The sequence below is a fragment of the Halorhabdus sp. SVX81 genome, from assembly GCF_029207715.1.
Lineage (GTDB): Archaea > Halobacteriota > Halobacteria > Halobacteriales > Haloarculaceae > Halorhabdus.
The window spans coordinates 742,206-762,292 of record NZ_CP104322.1; the positions used below are offsets into that span (position 1 = coordinate 742,206).

The 20,087-nt window shown below is 63.8% G+C and carries 21 protein-coding genes; 9 read left to right on the top strand and 12 right to left on the bottom strand.

What is annotated here, in order from left to right:
- Positions 1–126 precede the first annotated feature (126 nt).
- Together SVXhr_RS03565 and ppk1 are read left to right on the top strand one after the other, a co-directional pair.
- Positions 127–828 carry a metallophosphoesterase family protein gene (locus tag SVXhr_RS03565; protein WP_275740863.1) on the top strand — a complete coding sequence of 234 codons (702 nt, stop codon included), beginning with the start codon at positions 127–129 and terminating at the stop codon, positions 826–828.
- A gap of 4 nt (positions 829–832) precedes the next feature.
- Positions 833–3,055, top strand: coding sequence for a polyphosphate kinase 1 (ppk1, locus tag SVXhr_RS03570; protein ID WP_275739519.1), 2,223 nt, complete (start codon positions 833–835; stop codon positions 3,053–3,055).
- Between the two features lie 12 nt (positions 3,056–3,067).
- On the opposite strand, the gene SVXhr_RS03575 is transcribed toward ppk1, so the two are convergent.
- Complete coding sequence (locus SVXhr_RS03575; protein ID WP_275739521.1) at positions 3,068–4,072, bottom strand: PhoU domain-containing protein; 1,005 nt, start codon at positions 4,070–4,072, stop codon at positions 3,068–3,070.
- 358 nt (positions 4,073–4,430) lie between these two features.
- On the opposite strand from SVXhr_RS03575, the gene SVXhr_RS03580 reads away from it, so the two are divergent.
- The 5 genes from SVXhr_RS03580 (at position 4,431) to phoU (ending at position 9,794) form a co-directional block, all read left to right on the top strand.
- On the top strand, positions 4,431–5,423 hold the full coding sequence (locus SVXhr_RS03580; protein ID WP_275739523.1) for a phosphate ABC transporter substrate-binding protein PstS family protein: 993 nt from the start codon (positions 4,431–4,433) through the stop codon (positions 5,421–5,423).
- A 50-nt stretch (positions 5,424–5,473) separates the two neighbouring features.
- Positions 5,474–6,478, top strand: coding sequence for a phosphate ABC transporter permease subunit PstC (pstC, locus tag SVXhr_RS03585; RefSeq protein WP_275739525.1), 1,005 nt, complete (start codon positions 5,474–5,476; stop codon positions 6,476–6,478).
- Positions 6,478–8,160, top strand: coding sequence for a phosphate ABC transporter permease PstA (gene pstA / locus SVXhr_RS03590; RefSeq protein WP_275739527.1), 1,683 nt, complete (start codon positions 6,478–6,480; stop codon positions 8,158–8,160). Before pstC ends, pstA begins: the two co-directional genes overlap by 1 nt.
- Positions 8,161–8,162: 2 nt before the next feature.
- Complete coding sequence (gene pstB / locus SVXhr_RS03595; RefSeq protein ID WP_275739529.1) at positions 8,163–9,026, top strand: phosphate ABC transporter ATP-binding protein PstB; 864 nt, start codon at positions 8,163–8,165, stop codon at positions 9,024–9,026.
- Positions 9,027–9,113: 87 nt separating this feature from the next.
- Positions 9,114–9,794, top strand: coding sequence for a phosphate signaling complex protein PhoU (gene phoU, locus SVXhr_RS03600; protein WP_275739531.1), 681 nt, complete (start codon positions 9,114–9,116; stop codon positions 9,792–9,794).
- Between the two features lie 124 nt (positions 9,795–9,918).
- Here phoU and SVXhr_RS03605 read toward each other — a convergent pair whose 3' ends face one another.
- From SVXhr_RS03605 to SVXhr_RS03625, 5 genes are all read right to left on the bottom strand, one after another.
- On the bottom strand, positions 9,919–10,653 hold the full coding sequence (locus tag SVXhr_RS03605) for a class I SAM-dependent methyltransferase (protein ID WP_275739532.1): 735 nt from the start codon (positions 10,651–10,653) through the stop codon (positions 9,919–9,921).
- Between the two features lie 53 nt (positions 10,654–10,706).
- On the bottom strand, positions 10,707–11,390 hold the full coding sequence (gene radB, locus SVXhr_RS03610) for a DNA repair and recombination protein RadB (RefSeq protein WP_275739534.1): 684 nt from the start codon (positions 11,388–11,390) through the stop codon (positions 10,707–10,709).
- 77 nt (positions 11,391–11,467) lie between these two features.
- Positions 11,468–12,376, bottom strand: a complete 909-nt coding sequence (locus SVXhr_RS03615) for a hypothetical protein (protein WP_275739536.1) — start codon at positions 12,374–12,376, stop codon at positions 11,468–11,470.
- Between the two features lie 58 nt (positions 12,377–12,434).
- On the bottom strand, positions 12,435–12,788 hold the full coding sequence (locus SVXhr_RS03620; RefSeq protein ID WP_275739538.1) for a type II toxin-antitoxin system PemK/MazF family toxin: 354 nt from the start codon (positions 12,786–12,788) through the stop codon (positions 12,435–12,437).
- On the bottom strand, positions 12,785–13,021 hold the full coding sequence (locus SVXhr_RS03625) for a hypothetical protein (protein ID WP_275739540.1): 237 nt from the start codon (positions 13,019–13,021) through the stop codon (positions 12,785–12,787). Before SVXhr_RS03625 ends, SVXhr_RS03620 begins: the two co-directional genes overlap by 4 nt.
- 99 nt (positions 13,022–13,120) lie before the next feature.
- On the opposite strand from SVXhr_RS03625, the gene SVXhr_RS03630 reads away from it, so the two are divergent.
- A complete protein-coding gene (locus SVXhr_RS03630; RefSeq protein ID WP_275739542.1) occupies positions 13,121–13,858 on the top strand; it encodes a hypothetical protein in 738 nt (245 codons plus the stop codon).
- A gap of 25 nt (positions 13,859–13,883) precedes the next feature.
- Here SVXhr_RS03630 and larC read toward each other — a convergent pair whose 3' ends face one another.
- Positions 13,884–15,164: a nickel pincer cofactor biosynthesis protein LarC gene (gene larC / locus SVXhr_RS03635; protein WP_275739544.1), complete on the bottom strand. Its 1,281-nt coding sequence runs from the start codon at positions 15,162–15,164 to the stop codon at positions 13,884–13,886.
- Positions 15,165–15,267: 103 nt separating this feature from the next.
- On the opposite strand from larC, the gene SVXhr_RS03640 reads away from it, so the two are divergent.
- Positions 15,268–16,152, top strand: coding sequence for a ketopantoate reductase family protein (locus SVXhr_RS03640; RefSeq protein ID WP_275739546.1), 885 nt, complete (start codon positions 15,268–15,270; stop codon positions 16,150–16,152).
- Here the strand turns inward: SVXhr_RS03640 and SVXhr_RS03645 are convergent.
- The 5 genes from SVXhr_RS03645 to SVXhr_RS03665 form a co-directional block, all read right to left on the bottom strand.
- On the bottom strand, positions 16,149–16,514 hold the full coding sequence (locus SVXhr_RS03645; protein ID WP_275739548.1) for a NifU family protein: 366 nt from the start codon (positions 16,512–16,514) through the stop codon (positions 16,149–16,151). The genes SVXhr_RS03640 and SVXhr_RS03645 overlap by 4 nt on opposite strands.
- 50 nt (positions 16,515–16,564) lie before the next feature.
- Entirely contained in the window at positions 16,565–16,885 is a 321-nt protein-coding gene (locus tag SVXhr_RS03650) for a DUF5783 family protein (protein ID WP_275739550.1), read from the bottom strand.
- A gap of 91 nt (positions 16,886–16,976) precedes the next feature.
- Entirely contained in the window at positions 16,977–17,258 is a 282-nt protein-coding gene (locus SVXhr_RS03655; protein WP_275739552.1) for a hypothetical protein, read from the bottom strand.
- A gap of 66 nt (positions 17,259–17,324) precedes the next feature.
- Positions 17,325–18,188 carry a 2-oxoacid:ferredoxin oxidoreductase subunit beta gene (locus SVXhr_RS03660; RefSeq protein ID WP_275739554.1) on the bottom strand — a complete coding sequence of 288 codons (864 nt, stop codon included), beginning with the start codon at positions 18,186–18,188 and terminating at the stop codon, positions 17,325–17,327.
- Complete coding sequence (locus tag SVXhr_RS03665) at positions 18,185–19,957, bottom strand: 2-oxoacid:acceptor oxidoreductase subunit alpha (protein ID WP_275739555.1); 1,773 nt, start codon at positions 19,955–19,957, stop codon at positions 18,185–18,187. The genes SVXhr_RS03660 and SVXhr_RS03665 overlap by 4 nt, the downstream gene beginning before the upstream one ends.
- Between the last annotated feature and the right edge of the window lie 130 nt (positions 19,958–20,087).

Below are 20,087 nucleotides of genomic sequence, written 5' to 3' on the forward strand. Positions count from 1 at the left end.
TGACCATCCAGGGCGAGGATTCGCGTATATATCCTATATACCGGCGTATAGATATATTATAAAGGAACGACCCTCTTGGCCCCGATAGCACTCGTAGTGGCCGAGACGAACGCCACCTTCGAGATCATGTCGCTTACCTTTGATACTGCTATTGAAGCCCGTCATCGACGCATCGATCCGGACGACTATCGGGAGACGTACGTGATCGGCGACGTTCACGGCTGCCGGGCCACGCTCGACGCGCTCCTCGATCAACTCGACGCCGGCCCGGACACGCTGTTGGTGTTCGTCGGCGATCTCGTTCGCAAAGGCCCAGACAGTGAGGCTGTGATCGAGTTCGTGCGTACGCACGACAACGCCGTGACCGTCATGGGAAACAACGAACGCAAACTCGTCGACGGCGAGAAGACGATCCAGGGACTGTCCGATGCGGACCTCGCATACCTCGAGGGGCTCCCGCTTTCGATCTCCTGGCCCGGAAATCTCGTGGTCCACGGGGGAATCGATCCCCGAAAACCGCTGGGCGAACAAACTCGGGAGGATCTGCTGACGTTTCGTTCACTGGGCGATGGGGGCTACGAGCGGCCGTACTGGTTCGAACAGCACTGTGAGGCCCCTCGGGTGTTCTTCGGACACACCGTGCTGGCCGAACCATTCGCCACAGCGGGGGCCGTTGGTCTGGACACCGGCTGTGTCTACGGTGGTCACCTGACCGCATACCGGCTTTCGACCGGCGAGTTCGTCTCGGTCGAACCCGCCGTGACCCACCAGTCCCGGTCGACCGATAGCATCGTCGAGCCGCGACCACAGTGTCGGCCCACCGCCTGATCCGATGGCAGGGAATTCGACCGACTACGAGTATGCACCGTATTCCGTCGATCGAAACCTGCAGGATCCGGACCTGTATCTCAACCGCGAGTTGAGCGAGTTGCAGTTCCAAAAGCGGGTGTTACACGAGGCTCTGGACGAGCGGAACCCACTACTGGAACGCCTCCGGTTTCTCGCCATCTTCACGAAGAACATGGACGAGTTCTTCATGAAGCGGGTCGGCGGCCTCAACCAGCAGGTCGAGGCTGGTGTCACTGGCGTGACTGCTGACGGCATGACGCCCGAAGGCCAACTCGATGCGGTACTCGAAGAGGCACGCCCGTTGTTCGAGCGCCAGGCCGCCTGTTATCGCGAGGAGATCAGGCCGGCCCTGGCCGAAGCCGGGATCGAGATCGTCGACTATGCCGATCTCACGCCCGAGCAGGAAGCCGCGGTCAGCGACCACTTCGAGCGGGACGTCTTGCCGACGCTGACGCCGCTGTCGTTCGATCCTGCCCACCCGTTTCCGTTCATCTCGAACCTGAGTCTCTCGCTGGCCGTCCTCACCCGCCGTCCCGGGGCCGACGAACCCACGTTCACGCGCGTGAAGATCCCGCAGAACCAGGAGCGACTTCTGGAGGTGGCCGAGGGCCGGTACGTCCTCCTCGAGGAAGTGATCCGGGCGAACCTCGGGACGCTCTTTCCGAACACCGAGGTACTCGAGACGGCGCTGTTCCGATTGACACGAAATGCGGAGGTTCGACGCAACGAGGAGGTCGCCGAGGACCTCATCGACATGATCGAAGACGTCATCGAACAGCGCCGCTTTGCGACCGTCGTTCGCCTCGACATCGAGGCGGGCGCTCCTGACCGCATTCTGGACGTTTTGACCGAGCAGCTCGACCTCGCTGAGCGAGAGGTGTACGAACTCCCCGGTCCGCTCGACTACCGGGACTTCTTCGAACTGACCGACCTCGATCGGCCGGACCTTTCACTTTCCGAGTGGTCACCACAGCCACATCCGCGGCTTTCGGGTGAGGAACACGGGTTCGATCACCGCTACGACATCGACGCGACAGGCAGTGAGTTCGATCTCTTCAGCGAGATCCGGCGGGACGACATTCTGTTGCACCATCCGTATCACTCCTTCGACGACACGGTCCAGCGGTTCCTGGACGAGGCGGCCCACGATCCGGACGTCTTGGCGATCAAGGCAGCCATCTACCGGACGGCCAGTGACTCCCAGGTGATCGAGAGCCTGATCGAGGCCGCCGAGAACGGCAAGCAGGTCGCGGTGATGGTCGAACTCAAGGCCCGATTCGACGAGCAGAACAACCTGGAGTGGGTCCACCGCCTCGAAGAACACGGGATCCACGTCGCCTACGGGACGATCGGGCTCAAGACCCATACGAAGACAGCACTCGTCGTCCGCCAAGAGGACGACGGCGTCCAACTGTACTCCCACGTCGCGACCGGCAATTACCACTCCGAGACGGCAAAGGGCTACGTCGATCTCGGGCTATTGACAAATGATCGGGACATCGGGCATGATCTGGTCCACGTGTTCAACTTCTTCACTGGCCCGGCACTCGACGAGGAGTTTCGGACGTTACTGATCGCGCCGGTGACGATGCGCCAGCAGTTCACCCGGTTCATCCGTCGGGAAGCCGCACATGCTCAGAACGGCGACCGAGCCCGAATCGTCGTGAAGATGAACGCACTCGAAGATCCACAGATCGTCGCAGAACTGTACCGAGCTTCCGCCGCCGGAGTCGAAATCGATCTGATCGTTCGGGACATCTGCCGACTTCGCCCGGGGATCGAAGGGCTGAGCGAGACGATCACCGTTCACAGCGTCGTCGGGCGGTTTCTCGAACACTCCCGGATCTTCTACTTCGAGAACGGTGGTGAGCCCGAATACTACATCGGCTCGGCTGACTGGATGACTCGTAACCTCGACCATCGCGTCGAGGCGGTCACACCCGTCGAGGACGTCCGGCTGCGCGAACAGCTCCGGTTTACGCTCGAGGTGATGCTCGCTGACAATCGGAAACGCTGGGTCATGCAGGCGGACGGTCGGTACGAACAATGCCGGCCGGCGGAGGAGCCAGTCCGGAACACCCACCGGATACTGATGGACGCAGTGCGTGACGCAAAAACGGCCGAGGACGCGGTTCGTGGGATGGTGTCTGCCTATCCGGTCGAGGCCGACTTGCTGGTCGAGTCGAGAGACGAGCGGACCGAGTGACCGATCGGCTCCTCAGGTCGGTCGCGGAACTGCTTTCTGGAGTGCGCTTTCGGCGATGTTGCTCCCGTAGTCGGCGGTCCGACTCAACGAGTCGACCACCAGGCCGAGTCGGTGGGCGCGCTGGGGGTCGTCGAACTGCCGGATCAGACTGTCGACCTCTCGGGCTTTCTCGTCGACTTCGGGGATACGCCCCCGTGCCTCGTTGGCCAGCGAGACCGCCTCGTCAGGATCGTCGGCCAGCAGGGCGTCCATCGCTGTCTCGGGCACGGAGATGGCGATCTCCCGGAGTTCGTCGAGCGCGTCAGCCTCCTCCTCGGGGACTGCCTCGATGTCGGTGGCGATGTCGGCGATCTTGTTGGCGTGGTCGGCGATACGTTCGAGTTGGCGTGCGCCGGACTGATAATCGAAGACGGTCTCCCGGGGGAAGCCCATATCGTTGGCCGCTGTCGGGTTCCGCAGGACGGTTCGGAACACCCGTGAGACCATATACCACAGCCGGTCGACGTCGTCGTCCCGTTCCATGACGTCGGCGGCGAGTTCGTCGTCGTCCTCGATCAGGGCCGTCACCGCGTCGGCCGTCATCGTCAGCGAGACCAGCCGCATCCGGGTGATCGCGTTGTTGACCGACAGCTCCGAGGAGTCCAGCAGATCCTGGAGCACGACCCGGTCGCCGGTCTCCTCGATGACTTCCAGGCCCACGAGTCCCTGGGTGGCGTTTCTGATATGCCGTCGCTGGCTCGCGCTGATCCGTGGCGCTTCCAGGCGGATGATGTCGAAGCCGCTGACGTACATCGTCATGACGGCACGCGTCAACTCCGACTCGTCGGTCAATCCGTTCACGTCGAGGCTCCCCTCGGCCCGTTCGCGTTCGTCCTGAGGCGAGAGTAACAACATGTCCTCCTCGGAGTGGAACTCCACGACGCTGCCCGCGCTGACGTCGTTTTCCGTCGCCCACTCTTTCGGTAATGAGACCGTATACGTCGAGCCACCGGTGACCTGAACCTTGCGGGTCTCCATATCACCCTATATTGACCGTATCACAATAAACGCTTTCGAATCTATATATAATCTCTCGGGATGGCGACCAGGGACACATTCGAATCCGGCGCTTCGGGGCCGTAAACCCCGATCCTGTCCACACACCGTTCAATCCCCCTCGATTCACCTGGCACCCATCCGAACGACGAAACCGATCAGTAGCCAGGTCACTCGTCCTGCATTCACATTGTACTATCCGGAAAGACCACCACAATCTGGCGGTTTGGGCGTTCTTGCTGTTTTCTACGGCGGGAAACGGACGGTGGTAAATATGAATATATAGTCTATATACTACTAATAGTAGGGTACTTATTCGTCTCGGTGGCTTTTTCGAACAATGTCACGGAAGTCAGATCGCGCCGTGTCGCGACGACAGTTCCTGCTCGGGGCCGGGATGGCAAGTGCCGGCTCGATAGCGCTTGCGGGCTGTACCGAACAGGGTGGGACGCCGACCGACGGGGAGAGCTCACTGTCGGGTGAGTTCAGGATGACCGGGTCGAGCACGGTGTATCCTCTGGCTGTGGAGGTTGTCAACCAGTTCGAAAACGAACATTCCAACGTGAACATCCCGATCAACCGGACTGGAAGCGGGGGCGGGTTCAGCAACCATTTCTGTGTCGGGAATTCGGTCATCAACAACGCCTCACGGCCGATCACCGAGGGTGAGCAACAGCAGTGTGGCGAGAACGACGTCACGCCCCACGAGATCAAGGTGGCCAGCGACGCGGTGACAGTTATCGTTAACGGCGATAACGACTGGGTCGACTGCATGACTGTCGACCAACTCGGCCAGATCTGGCGAGAGGGCGGTGCGCAGAACTGGAGCGATGTCGATCCCTCCTGGCCTGACGAACCGATCAACCGCTTCGGTGCGGCGACGACCTCCGGTACGTTCGATTACTTCAAGGAGACGATCGTCGGTGAGGACACAAACCACACCTCGGAGTACTCGGCGACCGAACGGGACAACGAGATCCTCGCCGGTGTCCAGCGTGATCAGTACGCCATCGGGTACTTCGGCTTTGCCTACTACGCCGACAATCAGGACGTCGTCAAGGCCGTCTCGATCGACAACGGCGACGGCTGCGTCGAGCCATCCCTGGAGAATGCCCGGTCCGGCGAGTACCAGCCGCTATCGCGACCGCTGTTTACCTACGTCGCCGAGGGCGCACTCGAACGCGAGGAAGTCGCCGAATTCTGTCGGTTCTTCGTCGAGCAGAGCACGAACCAGGATCTTGTCGCCGACACGGTCGGATACGTTCCAAACACCGAGGACGAACGGGAGCGGGAGCTCCAAGAGCTGAACGACACTATCGAGTCGGTCCAGTAGGACCGTTCCGAGTCGCTTTTCACCACCACCTGGGAAAACACAGAACATAAATGAGTGCTGAAAGGAACGCACCGGACCTGACTGGCGGCCCAGATACACGGACGACCCGCGAGTCGGTCTATCATGCACTGTTTTTCGTTTCGGCCGCCGTCTCGATCCTGACCACCGTCGGGATCATCCTCGTGTTGACTATCGACGCGGTCGGGTTCTTCTCTCAGTATCCCACTGTCGAGTTCCTTACGGGTGCGACGTTCAACGTCCAGCGTGAAGTCTTCGGGGTCCTTCCGCTGGTTGTCGGCACACTACTGATCACGATCGGGGCGGCCGTTATCGCACTCCCGCTGGGTGTGTTGACGGCGATCTACCTCAGCGAGTACGCCAGTCCACGCGTGCGGTCGATACTCAAACCGTTGCTCGAAGTACTGGCCGGCGTTCCGACGGTCGTCTACGGGTACTTCGCGCTGGTGTACATCACGCCCGCGCTCAACGTCGTCCTCAACTGGCTCAACGGCACGCTCGGGCTCGCGTTGCCCACCCTCGGGCTGTTCAATGGCCTTTCGGCGTCGATCGTCGTCGGTATCCTCATCATCCCGATGGTCTCCTCGATCAGCGAGGACGCTATGTCCGCGGTACCGGATTCTCTCCGGCAGGCGGGGTACGGACTTGGAGCGACCAAGTTCAAGGTCTCGACGACGGTCGTCGTTCCGGCGGCGATCTCGGGCATCGCCTCGGCGTTCATCCTCGCAATCTCCCGTGCCATCGGTGAGACGATGGCAGTCACCCTCGCGGCCGGTACCAGCCCACTGGATCTACCCGCCACGAAGTCGGTGTTCGGAGTCCCGTACGTCGCCCCGGCGGACATCTTCGGACTGTACGCCGAGAGCATGGCGACGATGACCTCGAAGATGATCGACATCGCCGGCGGGGACCTCGCAGGGGGATCGATCAGTTACGACGCGATGTACGCGATCGGGCTGACGCTGTTCGTCATTACCTTGACCATGAACGTACTCAGTGACCGTATCGCAGCACGCTACCGGGAGGAATACGAGTGATGTCGGTCGGCTCCAATGCGTCGAACGGCTCGGCGTTCGGGGAGGTGAATCGGCTCTGGGGTATTGCCTTTCGGTATCTCTCGGCCGGCGCGTCGGTGCTCGGCTTGATCGCGCTCGCCTCCCTGCTGACGTTCGTGTTCTGGGACGCCTTCGGTCTCTGGAGTGCGGGCGTGGGGTGGTATCTCACCTTCGGAGCGACGCTGGTCGTCCCGACGGCCGCCTTCGGCTGGTACGCACGGACGCGACCGGCCGTCGCCGAGGCCGCGCTCGAACTCGTGACCGGCACGGTCGGCGGGCTGCTCGGCGGCGTCGGGGCGGTTATCGTCCTCCTCGTGATCGCCGGTCCGACCGTCTGGTTTGCGTACTTCCTGACGATGCTCGCACCGGCCGGGATACTGTACGCGTACGGCCGATACGAGGCTGCGGCGAACTGGACCGGGCTCGGTGTTTTCCTCGCCCTGTTGGTCGGGCCGCTGGTCGGGACGCTCGCGCTCCCGGTGTTGACGACCGTCGGGGGACAACTCGGTGGTCCTGGAGTCATGTTTGTCTCGGTCGTCCTGCCCGGCGCGGCGATCCTGGCGTTCGTCCTCCGGTCGGTGTTCGAGTACAGCCAGCGGATCGCGTTCGGGGCTGCCGTGGCACTCCCGGCCGTTGCGATCGCCGCTGTCCCGGTGATCGATCGGGTCGCCGCCGTCTCGCGGACTGTCTGGCTCACCCTGCTGGTCGTCTTCGTCGTCCCGGTAGCTGTCGCGGTGGCGAACACGGGTCGCGAGGAGGGCCGTCGGCCCGCTTTCGCCCTGCCGGCGATCCTGCTGGGCGGGTTCGTGCTCGGCCGGGTGATCGTCGACGCGTTCGGCTTCCGTCGACCGGAACCCTGGTTCGACTGGCAGTTCCTCACGAGCGATCCGGTCACGGGAACCGCCGCCGACGCGGGACTATACCCCGCAATCGTCGGCTCGGTGTTCGTCATCGTCCTGGTCGCCATCCTCACGTTCGTACTTGGCGTGGGCGCGGCGATCTACCTGGAGGAGTACGCCCCATCCAGTGGACCGCTGGCCGGCCTCACCCGATTGATCCAGATCAACATTTCCAACCTCGCGGGCGTCCCCTCGGTCGTCTACGGGTTACTGGGGCTGGGTATCTTCGTCAACATGCGTCTTGAGTCGCTGTCGATCCCCGTCGTCGGGATCGAGATTCCGCTGCCGTTCACCTACACCGGAATCGGTGTCGGGACGGTCCTGACGGCCGCGTTCACGCTCTCGTTGCTCATTCTTCCCATCGTCATCATCTCGGCACAGGAAGCCGTTCGGGCCGTCCCGGGTTCGCTCCGTCAGGCGTCCTATGGGATGGGTGCCACAAAGTGGCAGACCGTTCGGAACGTGGTCATTCCGGAGGCGCTGCCGGGGATGCTGACCGGGACGATCCTGGCACTCGGACGGGCGATCGGCGAGACTGCGCCCCTGATCATGGTCGGCGTTGCGACGAGTACATCGAGCCCGCCCAGCGGCTTCTTCTCGACGGTGAGCGCGATGCCGAGGCAGATCTACACCTGGTCGGCGCTGCCCGGGGACGCCTTCCAGCACGGCGTGACTGCGGCCGGCGTCGTGACGTTGTTGATCGTCTTGCTGACGATGAACTCGGTGGCGATCCTGCTGCGGAACAAATACGAAACGGAGGCCTGACGATGTCACAGGACAATACTTCACCCGACCCAGCATCGAACGACGAGCAACTCGTCTCGACAGCACCCGGACGTGGCGGCCTCAGTGACGGCTCCGACCCCACAGCGACGGCGAGTCATACCGTCATTGAGACCCGCACCCTGAACGTCTACTACGGAGATACCCAGGCGATACAGGACGTTTCGATGGAGATCCCATCGAACCGAGTGACTGCGATGATCGGTCCCTCGGGGTGTGGCAAGTCGACGTTCCTCCGGTCGATCAACCGGATGAACGACCTCATCGACGCTGCCAGGGTCGAGGGTGAGTTGCTGTTCGAAGGCAAGAACGTCTACGACGACGACGTCGATCCTGTTGCGCTGCGCCGGAAGATCGGGATGGTGTTTCAGCATCCCAACCCCTTCCCCAAGAGCATCTACGACAACGTCGCCTACGGCCTTCGCATCCAGGACGAGACCGAGAACTTAGACGAGAAAGTCGAGACAGCACTGAAGCGGGCGGCGCTGTGGGATGAAGTCAAGGACCAACTCGATGAGTCCGCTCTCGATCTCTCGGGTGGGCAACAGCAGCGACTCTGTATTGCCCGGGCCATCGCTGTCGATCCTGAGGTGATCCTGATGGACGAACCCGCCAGCGCCCTGGACCCCATCGCGACCTCGAAGATCGAGGACCTCATCGAGGAACTCGCCGAGTCCTACACTGTCGTCATCGTCACCCACAACATGCAGCAGGCGGCCCGGATCTCCGACCAGACGGCCGTCTTCCTCACCGGCGGCGAACTCGTCGAATACGACGACACCGACAAGATCTTCGAGAACCCGGAGAGCCAGCGTGTCGAGGACTACATCACTGGCAAGTTCGGATGACGCATCATTCCATCGGCTCTCGTGGATCTTCGGCGAATCGTTCGAACATGACCAACATATATAGGATCGACTCACCCAGGAGGAAACATGCCACGTGAAGGATATCAGGAGAAACTCGACGAACTCCAGGAGGACGTCCTCTACATGAGCGAGGTCGTCTTCGACCGTCTCCAGACGGGACTGGACGCCTTGGAGAAGAAAGACGACGAACTCGCCGAGGAGGTCATCCACGGCGACGACGAGATCAACCAGCTCTATCTCGATCTGGAACGCGAGTGCGTCAACCTGCTCGCGCTCCAGCAGCCGGTCGCCGGCGACCTTCGCTTCATCGCTGCGAGCTTCAAGATCATCACGGACCTCGAACGCATCGCCGACCTTGCCGTCAACCTCGGCGAGTACGCCATCGATGCCGAACAGGATCACGGACCGGACGTCGACGTCCAGGCGATCGGCGAGATCGTCGTCGAGATGAACGAGCAGGCCATGGCGGCCTACACTGACGAGGACAGCGAACTCTGTTATGCGATCGGCGACCGCGACGACGAGGTCGACGCGATGTGTCAGGACGCCTCCGACACGGTCATGCGAAACCTCATCGAACGCGAGATCGACGACGAGACGACCGACGAGGAGATCGAATCCCTCATGCGTGACGTCTCACGGCTCCTCCTCACGGTTCGGGACCTCGAACGCGTCGGCGACCACGCCGTCAACATCGCCGCCCGCACGCTGTACATGGTCGACAACGACGACGCCCTGATCTACTAAACGACCTTTTTACTGCAGGGGGTCGCCTATGGCGACCCCCACTTGCAAAAAGCTCGGCCAAAAACAGCCGAGCGCCGTCGGCGCTCGGCGAAACGCGGCGCTTCGCGCCGCGTATGCTCGTCCACTATCTTTCCTTCTCTAGTATCGCGGTGTACAGCCCGCCTTCGCCCGCCCACGTCTCCGTTCGCGTCCAGACAGTCGCTTCGAGAACGTCGTCCATCTCCGTCGGCGAGACGAGCAGGTAGTCGAACCACGGCGTCGCGAAGGTTTTGTAGCGCGTCCGCATCCTGAGCGCACCGGGGAACCGGCCGCGGTCCCGGTTGAACGCGTGGTACTCCCGATGGTGTGGATCGTCGGTGTCGTGTGGATCCCGGCTCTGTGCGAGGATTCGACCGTCCTCCGTCGTGACCGTCGCCAGGCCATCCAGGACGTCCGGCGCGGTCTCGGCAGTCCCGACCAGTCCGAAATTGGCTCCGAGCATCAGCACCGTCTCGAACGCATCGGAGACGAACACGTCAGCGACGTCTATCACGTCACACTGCTCGACCGTGTCGAGCCCGCGGTCCCGACTCACCTCGACCGCACCCGGCGAGACGTCGATCCCGGTCACGTCGTGGCCCTGTCGCTGTGCGTACAGCCCGTGTCGACCGGCACCGCACCCGATATCCAGGACCGATCCACGGAGATGATCGAGGGCAGTCTGTTCGTCCGTCCCCCACTCGTCGTAGTCGCTGAAGTACATCGCCGGTCCCGCCGACGGCGCGATATGCCCGTCGTCGCGCTCGACGATCTCGAACCCTTCCGCCCGCTCGTGGTAGTCACGTATCGCCTGCCCGTAGGCGTCCTCGTCGGGATCCATGCGCTGTTCTCAGGCGGTTCACAGAAAAATCCGGCGGGAACGATTGGCACCGTTCAGATGTCCTCGACGCCAGACATACCGGCGTCCGTAATCTGGAAACGGGCGGTGTCGCCGGTCGCTTTTGCGTGATGCTTTTCCAGCGTGGCGCGACGCTTGCCGCCGCGGAAGCGATCCAGCCGGAGGACGAGCGACGACCAATGATTGAGCGTGTGGCCGCCCAGGGGCCGTGCCCGATCGCCGTCAGGATCGCTGAACACCTGATTGGTAAAGGCGACGGCAAGATCATGCTTACGGGCCAGGGCCAGCAGATGTGTGATCTGGCGGGCGACCGCCCGCAGCGCCTCGCCGTCTTCCTGTTCAGTGCGCTCCAGCCGGTAGAAGCCCGTCGCGCTGTCCAGCACGATCAGATCGACCTGACTTCCGAACTCCTCGGCGTCGCGGACTGCCTCCTGTTGTTCCTCGAAGGTGTGGGCCTCGGTGAGGATGATCCGCGAGGCGAGGTCCTCGACATCGCCGCGGGCGTCGGCGAGTTGCTCCAAGCGGTCGATCGAGACGCCCTCGGTGTCGAGGTAGAGTGCTGACTCCCCCGCTGCAGCCGTCTCGACGGCCGCCCCCAGCGCGAGGTTGGTCTTCCCGGCCGCCGGCTGCCCGTAGATCTGCGTGACGGCACCGCGTTCGAGGCCCCCGCCGAGCAGCTCGTCGACGGCGTCACAGCCGGTCGAAATTGGCTCGCTCACTGCGCGGTCCTACTGGCGGTCCGTGCAAAAACCCCGCGGATCGACGGCCCCTGAACAGCGAGTGAGTTTGGCACCCGTTACTGCCCGTCGACGCCACGAGCGCCGTCCACATCGGCAACGTATCGGTCGAGATTCTCTCGGATGGTTTCGGGATCGTCGAGATCCGTCCAAGCACAGTGAATCGGCGGTCGCCACCAGCCACGGCGTCTGATCGTGAGTGTCGTCTCGGTCTGTTCGACACTCGTGATTCGATTCCAGCGGTCGAGGCGACGGATAACGGACCGCGTGCGCTCCAGTCCGGACGGTCTGGCACGGTAGGTCCAGGACTCCCCGAGGTTCAGCAGGACAAAGCCGGAGACATAGGCGATCCAACCGAAGACTGTCACGGCGATGCCACCGGGAACCAGATCGAGAAACGCCGTGAGGAACCCGACAGCGATCATCGCCAGGGAAGTCCCCACGACACCGATCCGCCACAGCCGTGGCCACCCCGCCTCCCACTCGCACTCGATCGGTTCGTCGGCGAGGATCGCGTCGATGTACCGTGTTCGGGACATCGCCGCCAGCAAGATACCGAACAGGCCGCCGATATAAGCGACGGCGAACACGGCGATCACTGCCATCTCGGTGGGGAATGCACTCACCTCGCCGGCGACGAGGTATCCAGCCGCCGTGACGCCAGCCACCACGACGAACGCCCACTGGCGGCGTGACCGCCCCAGTCGTTCGGGCAAGCCCGCCAGCCGACGGACGGCAAATGCCGTCCCGATCGTGGTCACGGTCACGACGACGAGAAACGCCACGTACAGTGCTGCCGCCCCGCTGATCCCTGACTGCACGGCCAGGGCAAGAGCTGCTGGGGTCACGAGCGCAGTCACGTAGAGTCCTCCCGCGAGGGCGTACGTCGTGTCGACGCGCTCCGCGACCGCCCCACCGGGAGCGGATCCCAGATCCGCTCCTCGTTCGGAGCGACTGAACGGGCCCATATCGGACTCTGTCCTTCCAATATGTTAATTATTTCGAACGTTCGAGGTAGCAGTAATATCAGTCGAGTCCGAGACTTAGTTTCAGCGCGTCGTCGATCTCCACCATCGTCCCTGTATCGAGGCTCCCGAGTACCGAGTGGATCCGCTTCTCGATCGATACGACGCGAATCTGGTCAAGCCGGACCGAAGAGTCCTTCTCGAACGGAGAGTCATTCGCCTCGACGAGTACCTCAAACGGGTATCCCCGGTACGTTCCAGTCGCCGGGGCGACGATCGTCGTACTCGAATTCGCGTTCCCAACGTCGTTCTGGACCACGACGGCGGGTCGGGTTTTCTTCATCTCGTGGCCCTCGGCGGGATCGAGTCTGCCGATCACGACATCTCCCCGCCGAACCTCGGGAGGACCACTCATTCATCGAGATCCTGCCAGGCCTCTTTCGACGTTTCGTCCCACTCTTCAGCGAGTTCAGCTGCTCCTTCGGACGCCTGGCGGTACGCGGCCGCCAGTTCGTCGTCGTCAGGGCCGTCGGTTTCGACATCGACGACGGCGACGGTCACCCGCTTGTTCGCGTATTCCGTTCCGAGGTAGATCCGCCCCCGGTCGTCTGTCTCGTTGGTCTGGAGTTCGTCGGCATCCACCTTCATGGTGCCCACTATTACCCACGGCAGCATGAATCTTCCCGTGTTGCGGTTGGAGACGACAGGCACCGAGCGTACCAAGTACGTCGGCCGCAATACTCCACCGTGATCGTTGTCGCCACTGCGGACTTCGAACTCTATCACGGCGTGGTCACGGAGCTGCGCGACCGCGGCGTGACGTTCACCACCATCGAGCCAGACGACGATCTCCCCGACCGGACCGAGGCGGTCGTCGTGGGTCCCGACGAGTCGATCGACATTCCGGCGGATGTCGCAGTCGTCGAGGCCGATCCCGCCGAACCCCGGCGCGCCGTCGAGGATCTCCTGGCGATCATGCGAGGCGAGGGCGGGCGGATCATCGTCGGCGTCGATCCGGGCGAGAAGCCCGGGATCGCGGTGCTGGCCGGGGATGTGGTGATCGGTGCTTTCCAGGTCCCGGCCGATCAGGTCGGCGAAGTCGTCCGTCGGGAAGTTGAGGACGCCGCGGACCCGCTGGTCCGGATCGGCGACGGCGCGCGACTCGTCGGCTCGCGGATCGTGGACGACCTCGAAGCCGTCCCCGTCGAGGTGGTCGACGAGACCGGGACGACGCCGTACCTCGGGACGGGAGCGAGAGGGATGGGCGACGTGCTCGCGGCCGTCAATATCGCCCGGATCGAGGGCGAGCGCGTCGATTCGATCGACATCGACCCGACGACGGGAGAACTCGACCGAATCAAGGAACGCTCCAGGGAGGAAAGCGAGACGAACCGTGCCATCGACGAGGCTCTGGCCCGCCGGGTCGCCGCTGGCGAGTTAACCATCGAGGAGGCGCTCGCCGAGCATCAGGTCGGGAAGGACTGACCCGCCTGGGAACGCCGCGGCCAATTCACTCGTCGAGCGCGCGCTCGGCCCGGGCCATGATCTCTCTGACTGGCCGATCCGTCTCACGCGCGACTGCCAGTGCGTCCTCGTATTCCGCACTCGCGTCGAGCCACGTCCCCTCGCGGTCGCTGGCAACCTTCACGTCGACCGGGTAGGTCTCGGCGTCGAGTTCGATGTCGACCGTCCGCGTTTCGCGCTCGGCCACCCAGCGATGCCCGGCCCCGTGCTCACGGACGCCGAGCGTGCCGGTCTCCTCGGCCAGTCGCCGGGCCACGCGATCGGCGTCCTCGGGCTTGACCACGACCTTGATCAGATGGCCGGGTCGGGATTTCTTCATCGTCGCCGGGAGGATCGAGACGTCCCGCGCGCCCGCTTCGGTCAATGTCTCCTGGAGCCCACCGAGCATCTCCGGACTCACGTCGTCGACGTTCGTCTCGAGGACCGTGATCGACTCTCGCCGGAGATCGCCTGCCGTCTCGCCGAGTAGCACCCGGAGGGCGTTCGCCCGGTCGCCCGTCTCGTGATCGCCCGCGCCGTAGCCCGACGCCCGCACGTCCATGGTTGGGAGCGTCTCGACGCCGTCAGCGACTTCGGCGAGGATCGCCGCGCCCGTCGGCGTCAGGAGTTCCCGCTCGACGGGGCCACCCTGGATCGAATAGTCGGCGTCGGCAGCGATCTCGACCACGGCTGGTGCGGGAACAGTTGTGGTTCCGTGGGCCATCGAAACTGTCCCGTCGCCGGTCGACAGCGGGGTCGTGAGGACTTTGTCTGGATCGAGATCCGCGAGCAACAGGCTCGCCCCGACGACGTCAGCGATGGCGTCGTCGGCCCCGACCTCGTGGAAGTGCGTCGCATCGAGGTCGGTGCCGTGGACTGCCGATTCGGCATTGCCCAGGCGCTCGAAGATCGCGAGTGCGCGCTCTTCGATCGCGTCCGGCAGGGCCATCCTCTCGACGACATCGATGACCTCTTCGTAGCGTCGCGTCGGGCCGTGTCCCTCTACCGTGGACTCGTGCTCGTGCGTAGCGTGATCGTGATGGTGGTCGTGGCCGTGTTCCGCTCCATGCTCGTGTTCGTGGCGCTGGGTCTCCGCGTTGTCCGCGTAGCGAACGTCGACGCTCGCGGCATCGATCCCGCCGGTCGTCGTCCGGCCGACGACGTACTCGACGCCGAGGGCGTCCTCGACGGGCGCGAGCACGTCGGGATCCCCACCGGCATCGAGCAGCGCCGCCAGGATCATGTCGCCGCTGGCACCCATCCGGCCGTCGAACGCGAGCGTGTCCATGCACATGCGGAGGCGATGCGCGACAAAAAGCGCTGGTGTCTCCGCTCGTTCTCTCCTGGCGGACGCCGGTACTGACTTGTCTTCGCCGGCCCCAGCGCCACCAATGGATGTCGTCGTCTTCGGCGCGGGCAGCCTCGGGAGTCTGATCGGCGGGTTACTCGCCCGCGAACACGCCGTCACGCTGGTCGGCCGCGAGGAGCACGCTCGCGCAGTACAGGCAGGCGGCCTCCGAATCACCGGCGAGATCGAGGACGTGGTTCACCCCCGTGCCTCGACGAACGCTCCCGACGCGACCGATATAGTGATCGTGACCGTCAAAGCCCACGACACGCCAGCGGCCGTCGAGGCGCTCTCGGCGTGTGACTGCGACGCGGTGCTCTCGCTGCAGAACGGGATGGGCAACGAGGAGCGACTGGCGGCGCTCGACACCGAGATTCTCGCGGGCACGGTAACTTACGGCGCGATTCAGGACGAACCAGGGAGCGTTCGATGTACCGGACTCGGCGAGGTGGTCCTCGGTCCGCCGGACGGTGGACGGAGTGCGCTCGCAGATCGGATCGGCGACGCGTTCAAAGCGGCGGGGATCGAGACGACCGTCGCGCCGGACATGCCCCGGCGGCTCTGGGAAAAACTTGCGGTCAACGCCGGCATCAACGCGACGACAGCACTCTCTCGTGTGCCGAACGGCGCACTCAGCGACGGCCCGCTGTCGGACGTCGCGCGCCGAGCCGCTCGTGAGACTGCCCGGGTCGCGCGATCCCGGGGCGTCGACCTGGCTGACGACGACGCAATCGCCGCGCTCGAATCCGTCGTCGAGGCGACCGCCGACAACGAATCATCGATGTATCGTGATGTCCAGTCCGGCCGCCGGACAGAGGTCGACGCGATCAACGGCCACGTGGCCGAAAGCGACGTCGAAACGCCAGCCAACGAGCTACTGGCGGCGCTCCTCCGGGGCTGGGAACGGGAGCAAAACCTGCGGAATTAGAAGGGGGCGGCCGGGCCTTCGTCGTCGTCGCTGTCCAGACTGCCGCCGCGGGAGTCGCCGGGACTCGAAGACTCCTCCATCCCGCCCATGCCGCCACCCTCCATGCCGGTGTTGGCGTGGACGGTGTTGATCTCGGGGATTTCCTTTGTCATGCGGGACTTGATCGCCTGAACCGTCATCGGCGAGATGCCACACCCGCTGCAGGCCCCGCCGAGCATAATCGTCACTTCGCCGGCCTCCTCGTCGAGATCCTGGACGGCCGCGCTTCCGCCGTGCATCTGGATCTGCGGGAAGTTGCGCCGCAGGAAGTTGACGACGCGCTGTTCGAGATCGGACGACCCTTCCTGTGACTCTGTGCTCATTGTGACTCTACGTAGCCGAGCTGTGGCTTTAGGCCTTTGGACTCCGACAACTACCGCGCCTCCTCGAAATCAAAGACGGAGCGCAGTTGGGTTTCGAGTTCGCCGGTGTACTCCCCGAGGACCGTCTCCAGGCGGTCGGCGTCCACGTCGGGGAGTCGATCACTGGCGTCGTCGGGCAACTCGATCCGGAACTCGCCGTCTCCCTCGTAGAAGGGCTCGCTTTCGGCGAGGATTCGCTGGTCGATCCCGTGGATCAGGTCGGAGTCGTGGCGCTCGGACATCGCTTCGAACGCCCGGCGATAGGCCTGCTGGAGTTCGGTGAAGTAGTGCTCGTACTTGTCGGTGAAGCGGTCCGGGTCGAAGTCGGTCATGTGTGACCTTTCTCGGAACGGGGCAAAAACCCGGCGTCGCCGGCAGCCTACTCGTCGGGTTCGCGCCCGGGGTCGCTCGACCGGGCAGGCGTCACTCTCGCGGTCGTTCGTCGTCGGCTGCGATCGGAATGTTGGCCCGGTTGTCGGGGAACGCGAGGACGTACAGCGCGATCCCGAGAATCCCCGCGAAGACGATCCCCGCGATTGCGATGAGTCCGTCCGATGTCGTCACGAGTTCGCCGGCGGCGAGTGTCCCGTTCATGACGAGAACGAGCACCAGAACGATGAGCGTCGTCATCACGCCGAAGGCAAATCCCGCGCCGAGTAAGAGTCGGTCGTCGTCGGTGATCGCCGGTGTGGTGTCTGGGGCCATCAGTTCGTTCAGTAATCCGGCCGCTCGTTTATAACCCGTGGCCTGCCAGGCCGGGGCCTCGCGCGTTCAGTAGAACTCCCGGACGAGCCGATCGGCGCGTTCGGGCGCGCCGTCGGGAATGTCGGCCATGTTCCGATCGATCCCCTCACGTTCGCTGAAGGGAACGCTGTCCTCGTTCTGATAGAGGACGCCGATGTGTTCGGCCCCCGGGTCCATGATGCGATCCTTGGCCGCCTCGTAGTTACCGGGATCGTGATCGGTTTCGTCGAGGTTGACGATGCTGTCCCGGAAGTAGTCGTAGGTGTCGACGTCGTTGAACGTCACGCACGGCGAGTAGACGTTGACGAAGCCAAAACCGTCGTGTTCGATCGCCTGCTGCACCAAGTCGGCGTGGCGCTGGGAGTCCGAGGAAAACGACTGGGCGATGAAGGTCCCGCCGGCAGCCAGTGCGAGTGCCTGTGGATTGACCGGCGGCTCGACGGTCCCGTCCGGCGACGTCGCGGTTTCGAATCCCTGTCGCGAGGTGGGCGAGGCCTGGCCCTTCGTCAGGCCGTAGATCCGGTTGTCCATCACGACGTAGGTGATGTCGATGTTCCGTCGGACGGCATGGATGAAATGGCCCACCCCGATCGAGTAGCCGTCGCCGTCCCCGCCGGCGACCATCACTTCCAGGTCGGGGTTGGCGAGCTTGACGCCAGTGCCGACCGGGAGTGCGCGGCCGTGGACGCCGTGCAGCGCGTAGCTGTGCATGTACGTCCCGATCTTGCCAGAACAGCCGATCCCGGCGACGACGAACGTGTTGTCCGGGTCGTTGCCCGTTTCGGCGAGGGCTTTCATCATGCCGTTCATCGTCCCGAAGTCACCGCAGCCGGGACACCAGGTCGGTTGCTTGTCAGATTTGAAGTCCGTGAAGTGCGTGTCGGAACTCATCGTTTCACCTCCTGTGGGGCGCGTTCGCCGGCGATCGCCCCTTCGATCTCGTCGGCGAGTTCGTCGGCCTTGAACCGGACGCCCGTGTACTTCGTGACGCGCTGGACGCGCGTCAGTGTGTCGTGCTCGATCAAGTCCGCGAACTGCCCCGTCGCGTTACACTCGACGACGATCACGTTCTCCGCAGCCTCGACCTCGTCGGTCAGATCAGGCCGCGGATAGATATAGGGCACCGAGAGGAACCGGACGTCGATTCCGCGATCGTCGAGCATGCCCAGGGCCTCCCGCATCGCCCCTTCGTTGGAGCCCCACGAAATGACGAGCGTTTCGGCGTCGCCATCCCCGAACTCCCGGTAGTCGAAGTCCTCCCGGTCGCGGGCGGTGTCGACCTTCCGCTGGCGCTTCTGTACCTGTTCGACGCGGACGTCCTCCTCTTCGGTCCGGCGACCCAACTCGTCGTGTTCGAGGCCGGTCGTCATGTGTGCAGCGTCGGGCGTTCCCGGGAGCGCGCGCGGGCTGACGCCGTCCTCGGTCGCGGCGTGGGCCTTGAAGCGCCCCTTCTCGTCGAGCCACTCCTCGACTTCGTCGGGGTCGACGACCTTGCCGCGGTCGATCTCGACACTTTCCATGTCGAAGCGCTCCGGCGAGTAGGTTTGCTCGGTGACTGCAAGCGCGAGATCTGCTGTCAGGTAGACCGGGAGCTGGTACTTTTCGGCGAGGTTGAACGCCTCGACGGTCCGGTCGAAACACTCGCCGATGGTCGTCGGTGCGAGGACGAACCGCGGGATCTCGCCGTGCCCGCCATAGAGCATCGCGTTCAGGTCACCCTGTTCCTGCTTTGTGGGCATCCCGGTCGATGGCCCCGAACGCATCACGTTGGCGATCACGAGGGGTGTCTCGCTCGTGGCGACCAGCCCGAAGGTCTCGCTCATCAGGTCGATCCCCGGCCCGGACGTGGCGGTCATCGCCCGCGCGCCGGCCCTGGCCGCGCCCAGCGCCATGTTGATCGCCGATAACTCGTCCTCGGCCTGGACGACCGCGCCGCCGAAGGCCTCGATCCGCCCGGTGAGGTACTCCATGATGTCCGTCGCGGGCGTGATCGGATAGCCCGCATAAAACCGACAACCGGCGGCGATCGCGGCCATGCCGATGGCCTCGTCACCGTTCAGCAGGACGTAGTCCTCGTCGGTCGTTTCGAGGGAGAACTCCTCGCTGTAGTCGGTCTCTTCGCGGACGAAGTCCCGTCCGAGTCGGGCCGCTTCCCGGTTGTTCGAGACGATCGCCTCGCCTTTCTCGCCGAAGCGCTTGACCAGGGCTTCGTCGAGATATTCGACGGGGAAGCCGGCGACTTCGCTCGCGGCCCCCAGCGCGACAACGTTTCGCATGATCGCCCCGCCGGCCTTCTCGGCAAGGCTGTTGAGTGGGATCTCTAGGCCGATCATGCCCTCGGGAACTTCGACGTCGGCCATCGTCGTCTGCTCGCCGTCGTAGATGATGACGCTGCCCTCCTTTAGTTCGTCGAGGTTCTCGTCGATGGTCCGCTCGGTGAGCGCGATCAGGATGTCCAGCCGATCGACCACGCTCTCGACGCGCTCGACGGCGGTCCGGACCTTATAGGCGGTGTACCCGCCCCGGATGCGCGAGGCGAAGTCCTTGGAGGTGAAGACGTGGCGACCGGCCCGCGAGAGCGCCCGGGCAAAGATCTTGCCCGTCGAGTCGATCCCGTCGCCGGCCTCCCCGCCGATGGCCCAATTGAGATCGTTTACCATGTAGGTCCGAACTATCCCGCCACCGAGAAAAAGCCTTCTGCAACCTGCAGTTTGCGGGGCGTATCGTGTTCGGGCACACTTCAGGCACGATCGGTGATGCCGGCCCCGCAAATCCGGCTGTTGGGCGTGC

Coding starts and splice junctions, on each gene's coding strand:
- SVXhr_RS03575 (WP_275739521.1), bottom strand. CDS start 4,072: ATGGAGACCCGCAAGGTTCAGGTCACCGGTGGCTCGACGTATACGGTC.
- SVXhr_RS03615 (WP_275739536.1), bottom strand. CDS start 12,376: ATGGGCCCGTTCAGTCGCTCCGAACGAGGAGCGGATCTGGGATCCGCT.
- SVXhr_RS03665 (WP_275739555.1), bottom strand. CDS start 19,957: ATGGTAAACGATCTCAATTGGGCCATCGGCGGGGAGGCCGGCGACGGG.
- pstC (WP_275739525.1), top strand. CDS start 5,474: ATGAGTGCTGAAAGGAACGCACCGGACCTGACTGGCGGCCCAGATACA.
- pstA (WP_275739527.1), top strand. CDS start 6,478: ATGTCGGTCGGCTCCAATGCGTCGAACGGCTCGGCGTTCGGGGAGGTG.
- SVXhr_RS03655 (WP_275739552.1), bottom strand. CDS start 17,258: ATGGCCCCAGACACCACACCGGCGATCACCGACGACGACCGACTCTTA.
- SVXhr_RS03640 (WP_275739546.1), top strand. CDS start 15,268: ATGGATGTCGTCGTCTTCGGCGCGGGCAGCCTCGGGAGTCTGATCGGC.
- SVXhr_RS03565 (WP_275740863.1), top strand. CDS start 127: ATGTCGCTTACCTTTGATACTGCTATTGAAGCCCGTCATCGACGCATC.
- ppk1 (WP_275739519.1), top strand. CDS start 833: ATGGCAGGGAATTCGACCGACTACGAGTATGCACCGTATTCCGTCGAT.
- SVXhr_RS03645 (WP_275739548.1), bottom strand. CDS start 16,514: ATGAGCACAGAGTCACAGGAAGGGTCGTCCGATCTCGAACAGCGCGTC.
- SVXhr_RS03660 (WP_275739554.1), bottom strand. CDS start 18,188: ATGAGTTCCGACACGCACTTCACGGACTTCAAATCTGACAAGCAACCG.
- SVXhr_RS03580 (WP_275739523.1), top strand. CDS start 4,431: ATGTCACGGAAGTCAGATCGCGCCGTGTCGCGACGACAGTTCCTGCTC.
- pstB (WP_275739529.1), top strand. CDS start 8,163: ATGTCACAGGACAATACTTCACCCGACCCAGCATCGAACGACGAGCAA.
- SVXhr_RS03650 (WP_275739550.1), bottom strand. CDS start 16,885: ATGACCGACTTCGACCCGGACCGCTTCACCGACAAGTACGAGCACTAC.
- SVXhr_RS03625 (WP_275739540.1), bottom strand. CDS start 13,021: ATGAAGGTGGATGCCGACGAACTCCAGACCAACGAGACAGACGACCGG.
- SVXhr_RS03620 (WP_275739538.1), bottom strand. CDS start 12,788: ATGAGTGGTCCTCCCGAGGTTCGGCGGGGAGATGTCGTGATCGGCAGA.
- larC (WP_275739544.1), bottom strand. CDS start 15,164: ATGGACACGCTCGCGTTCGACGGCCGGATGGGTGCCAGCGGCGACATG.
- phoU (WP_275739531.1), top strand. CDS start 9,114: ATGCCACGTGAAGGATATCAGGAGAAACTCGACGAACTCCAGGAGGAC.
- SVXhr_RS03605 (WP_275739532.1), bottom strand. CDS start 10,653: ATGGATCCCGACGAGGACGCCTACGGGCAGGCGATACGTGACTACCAC.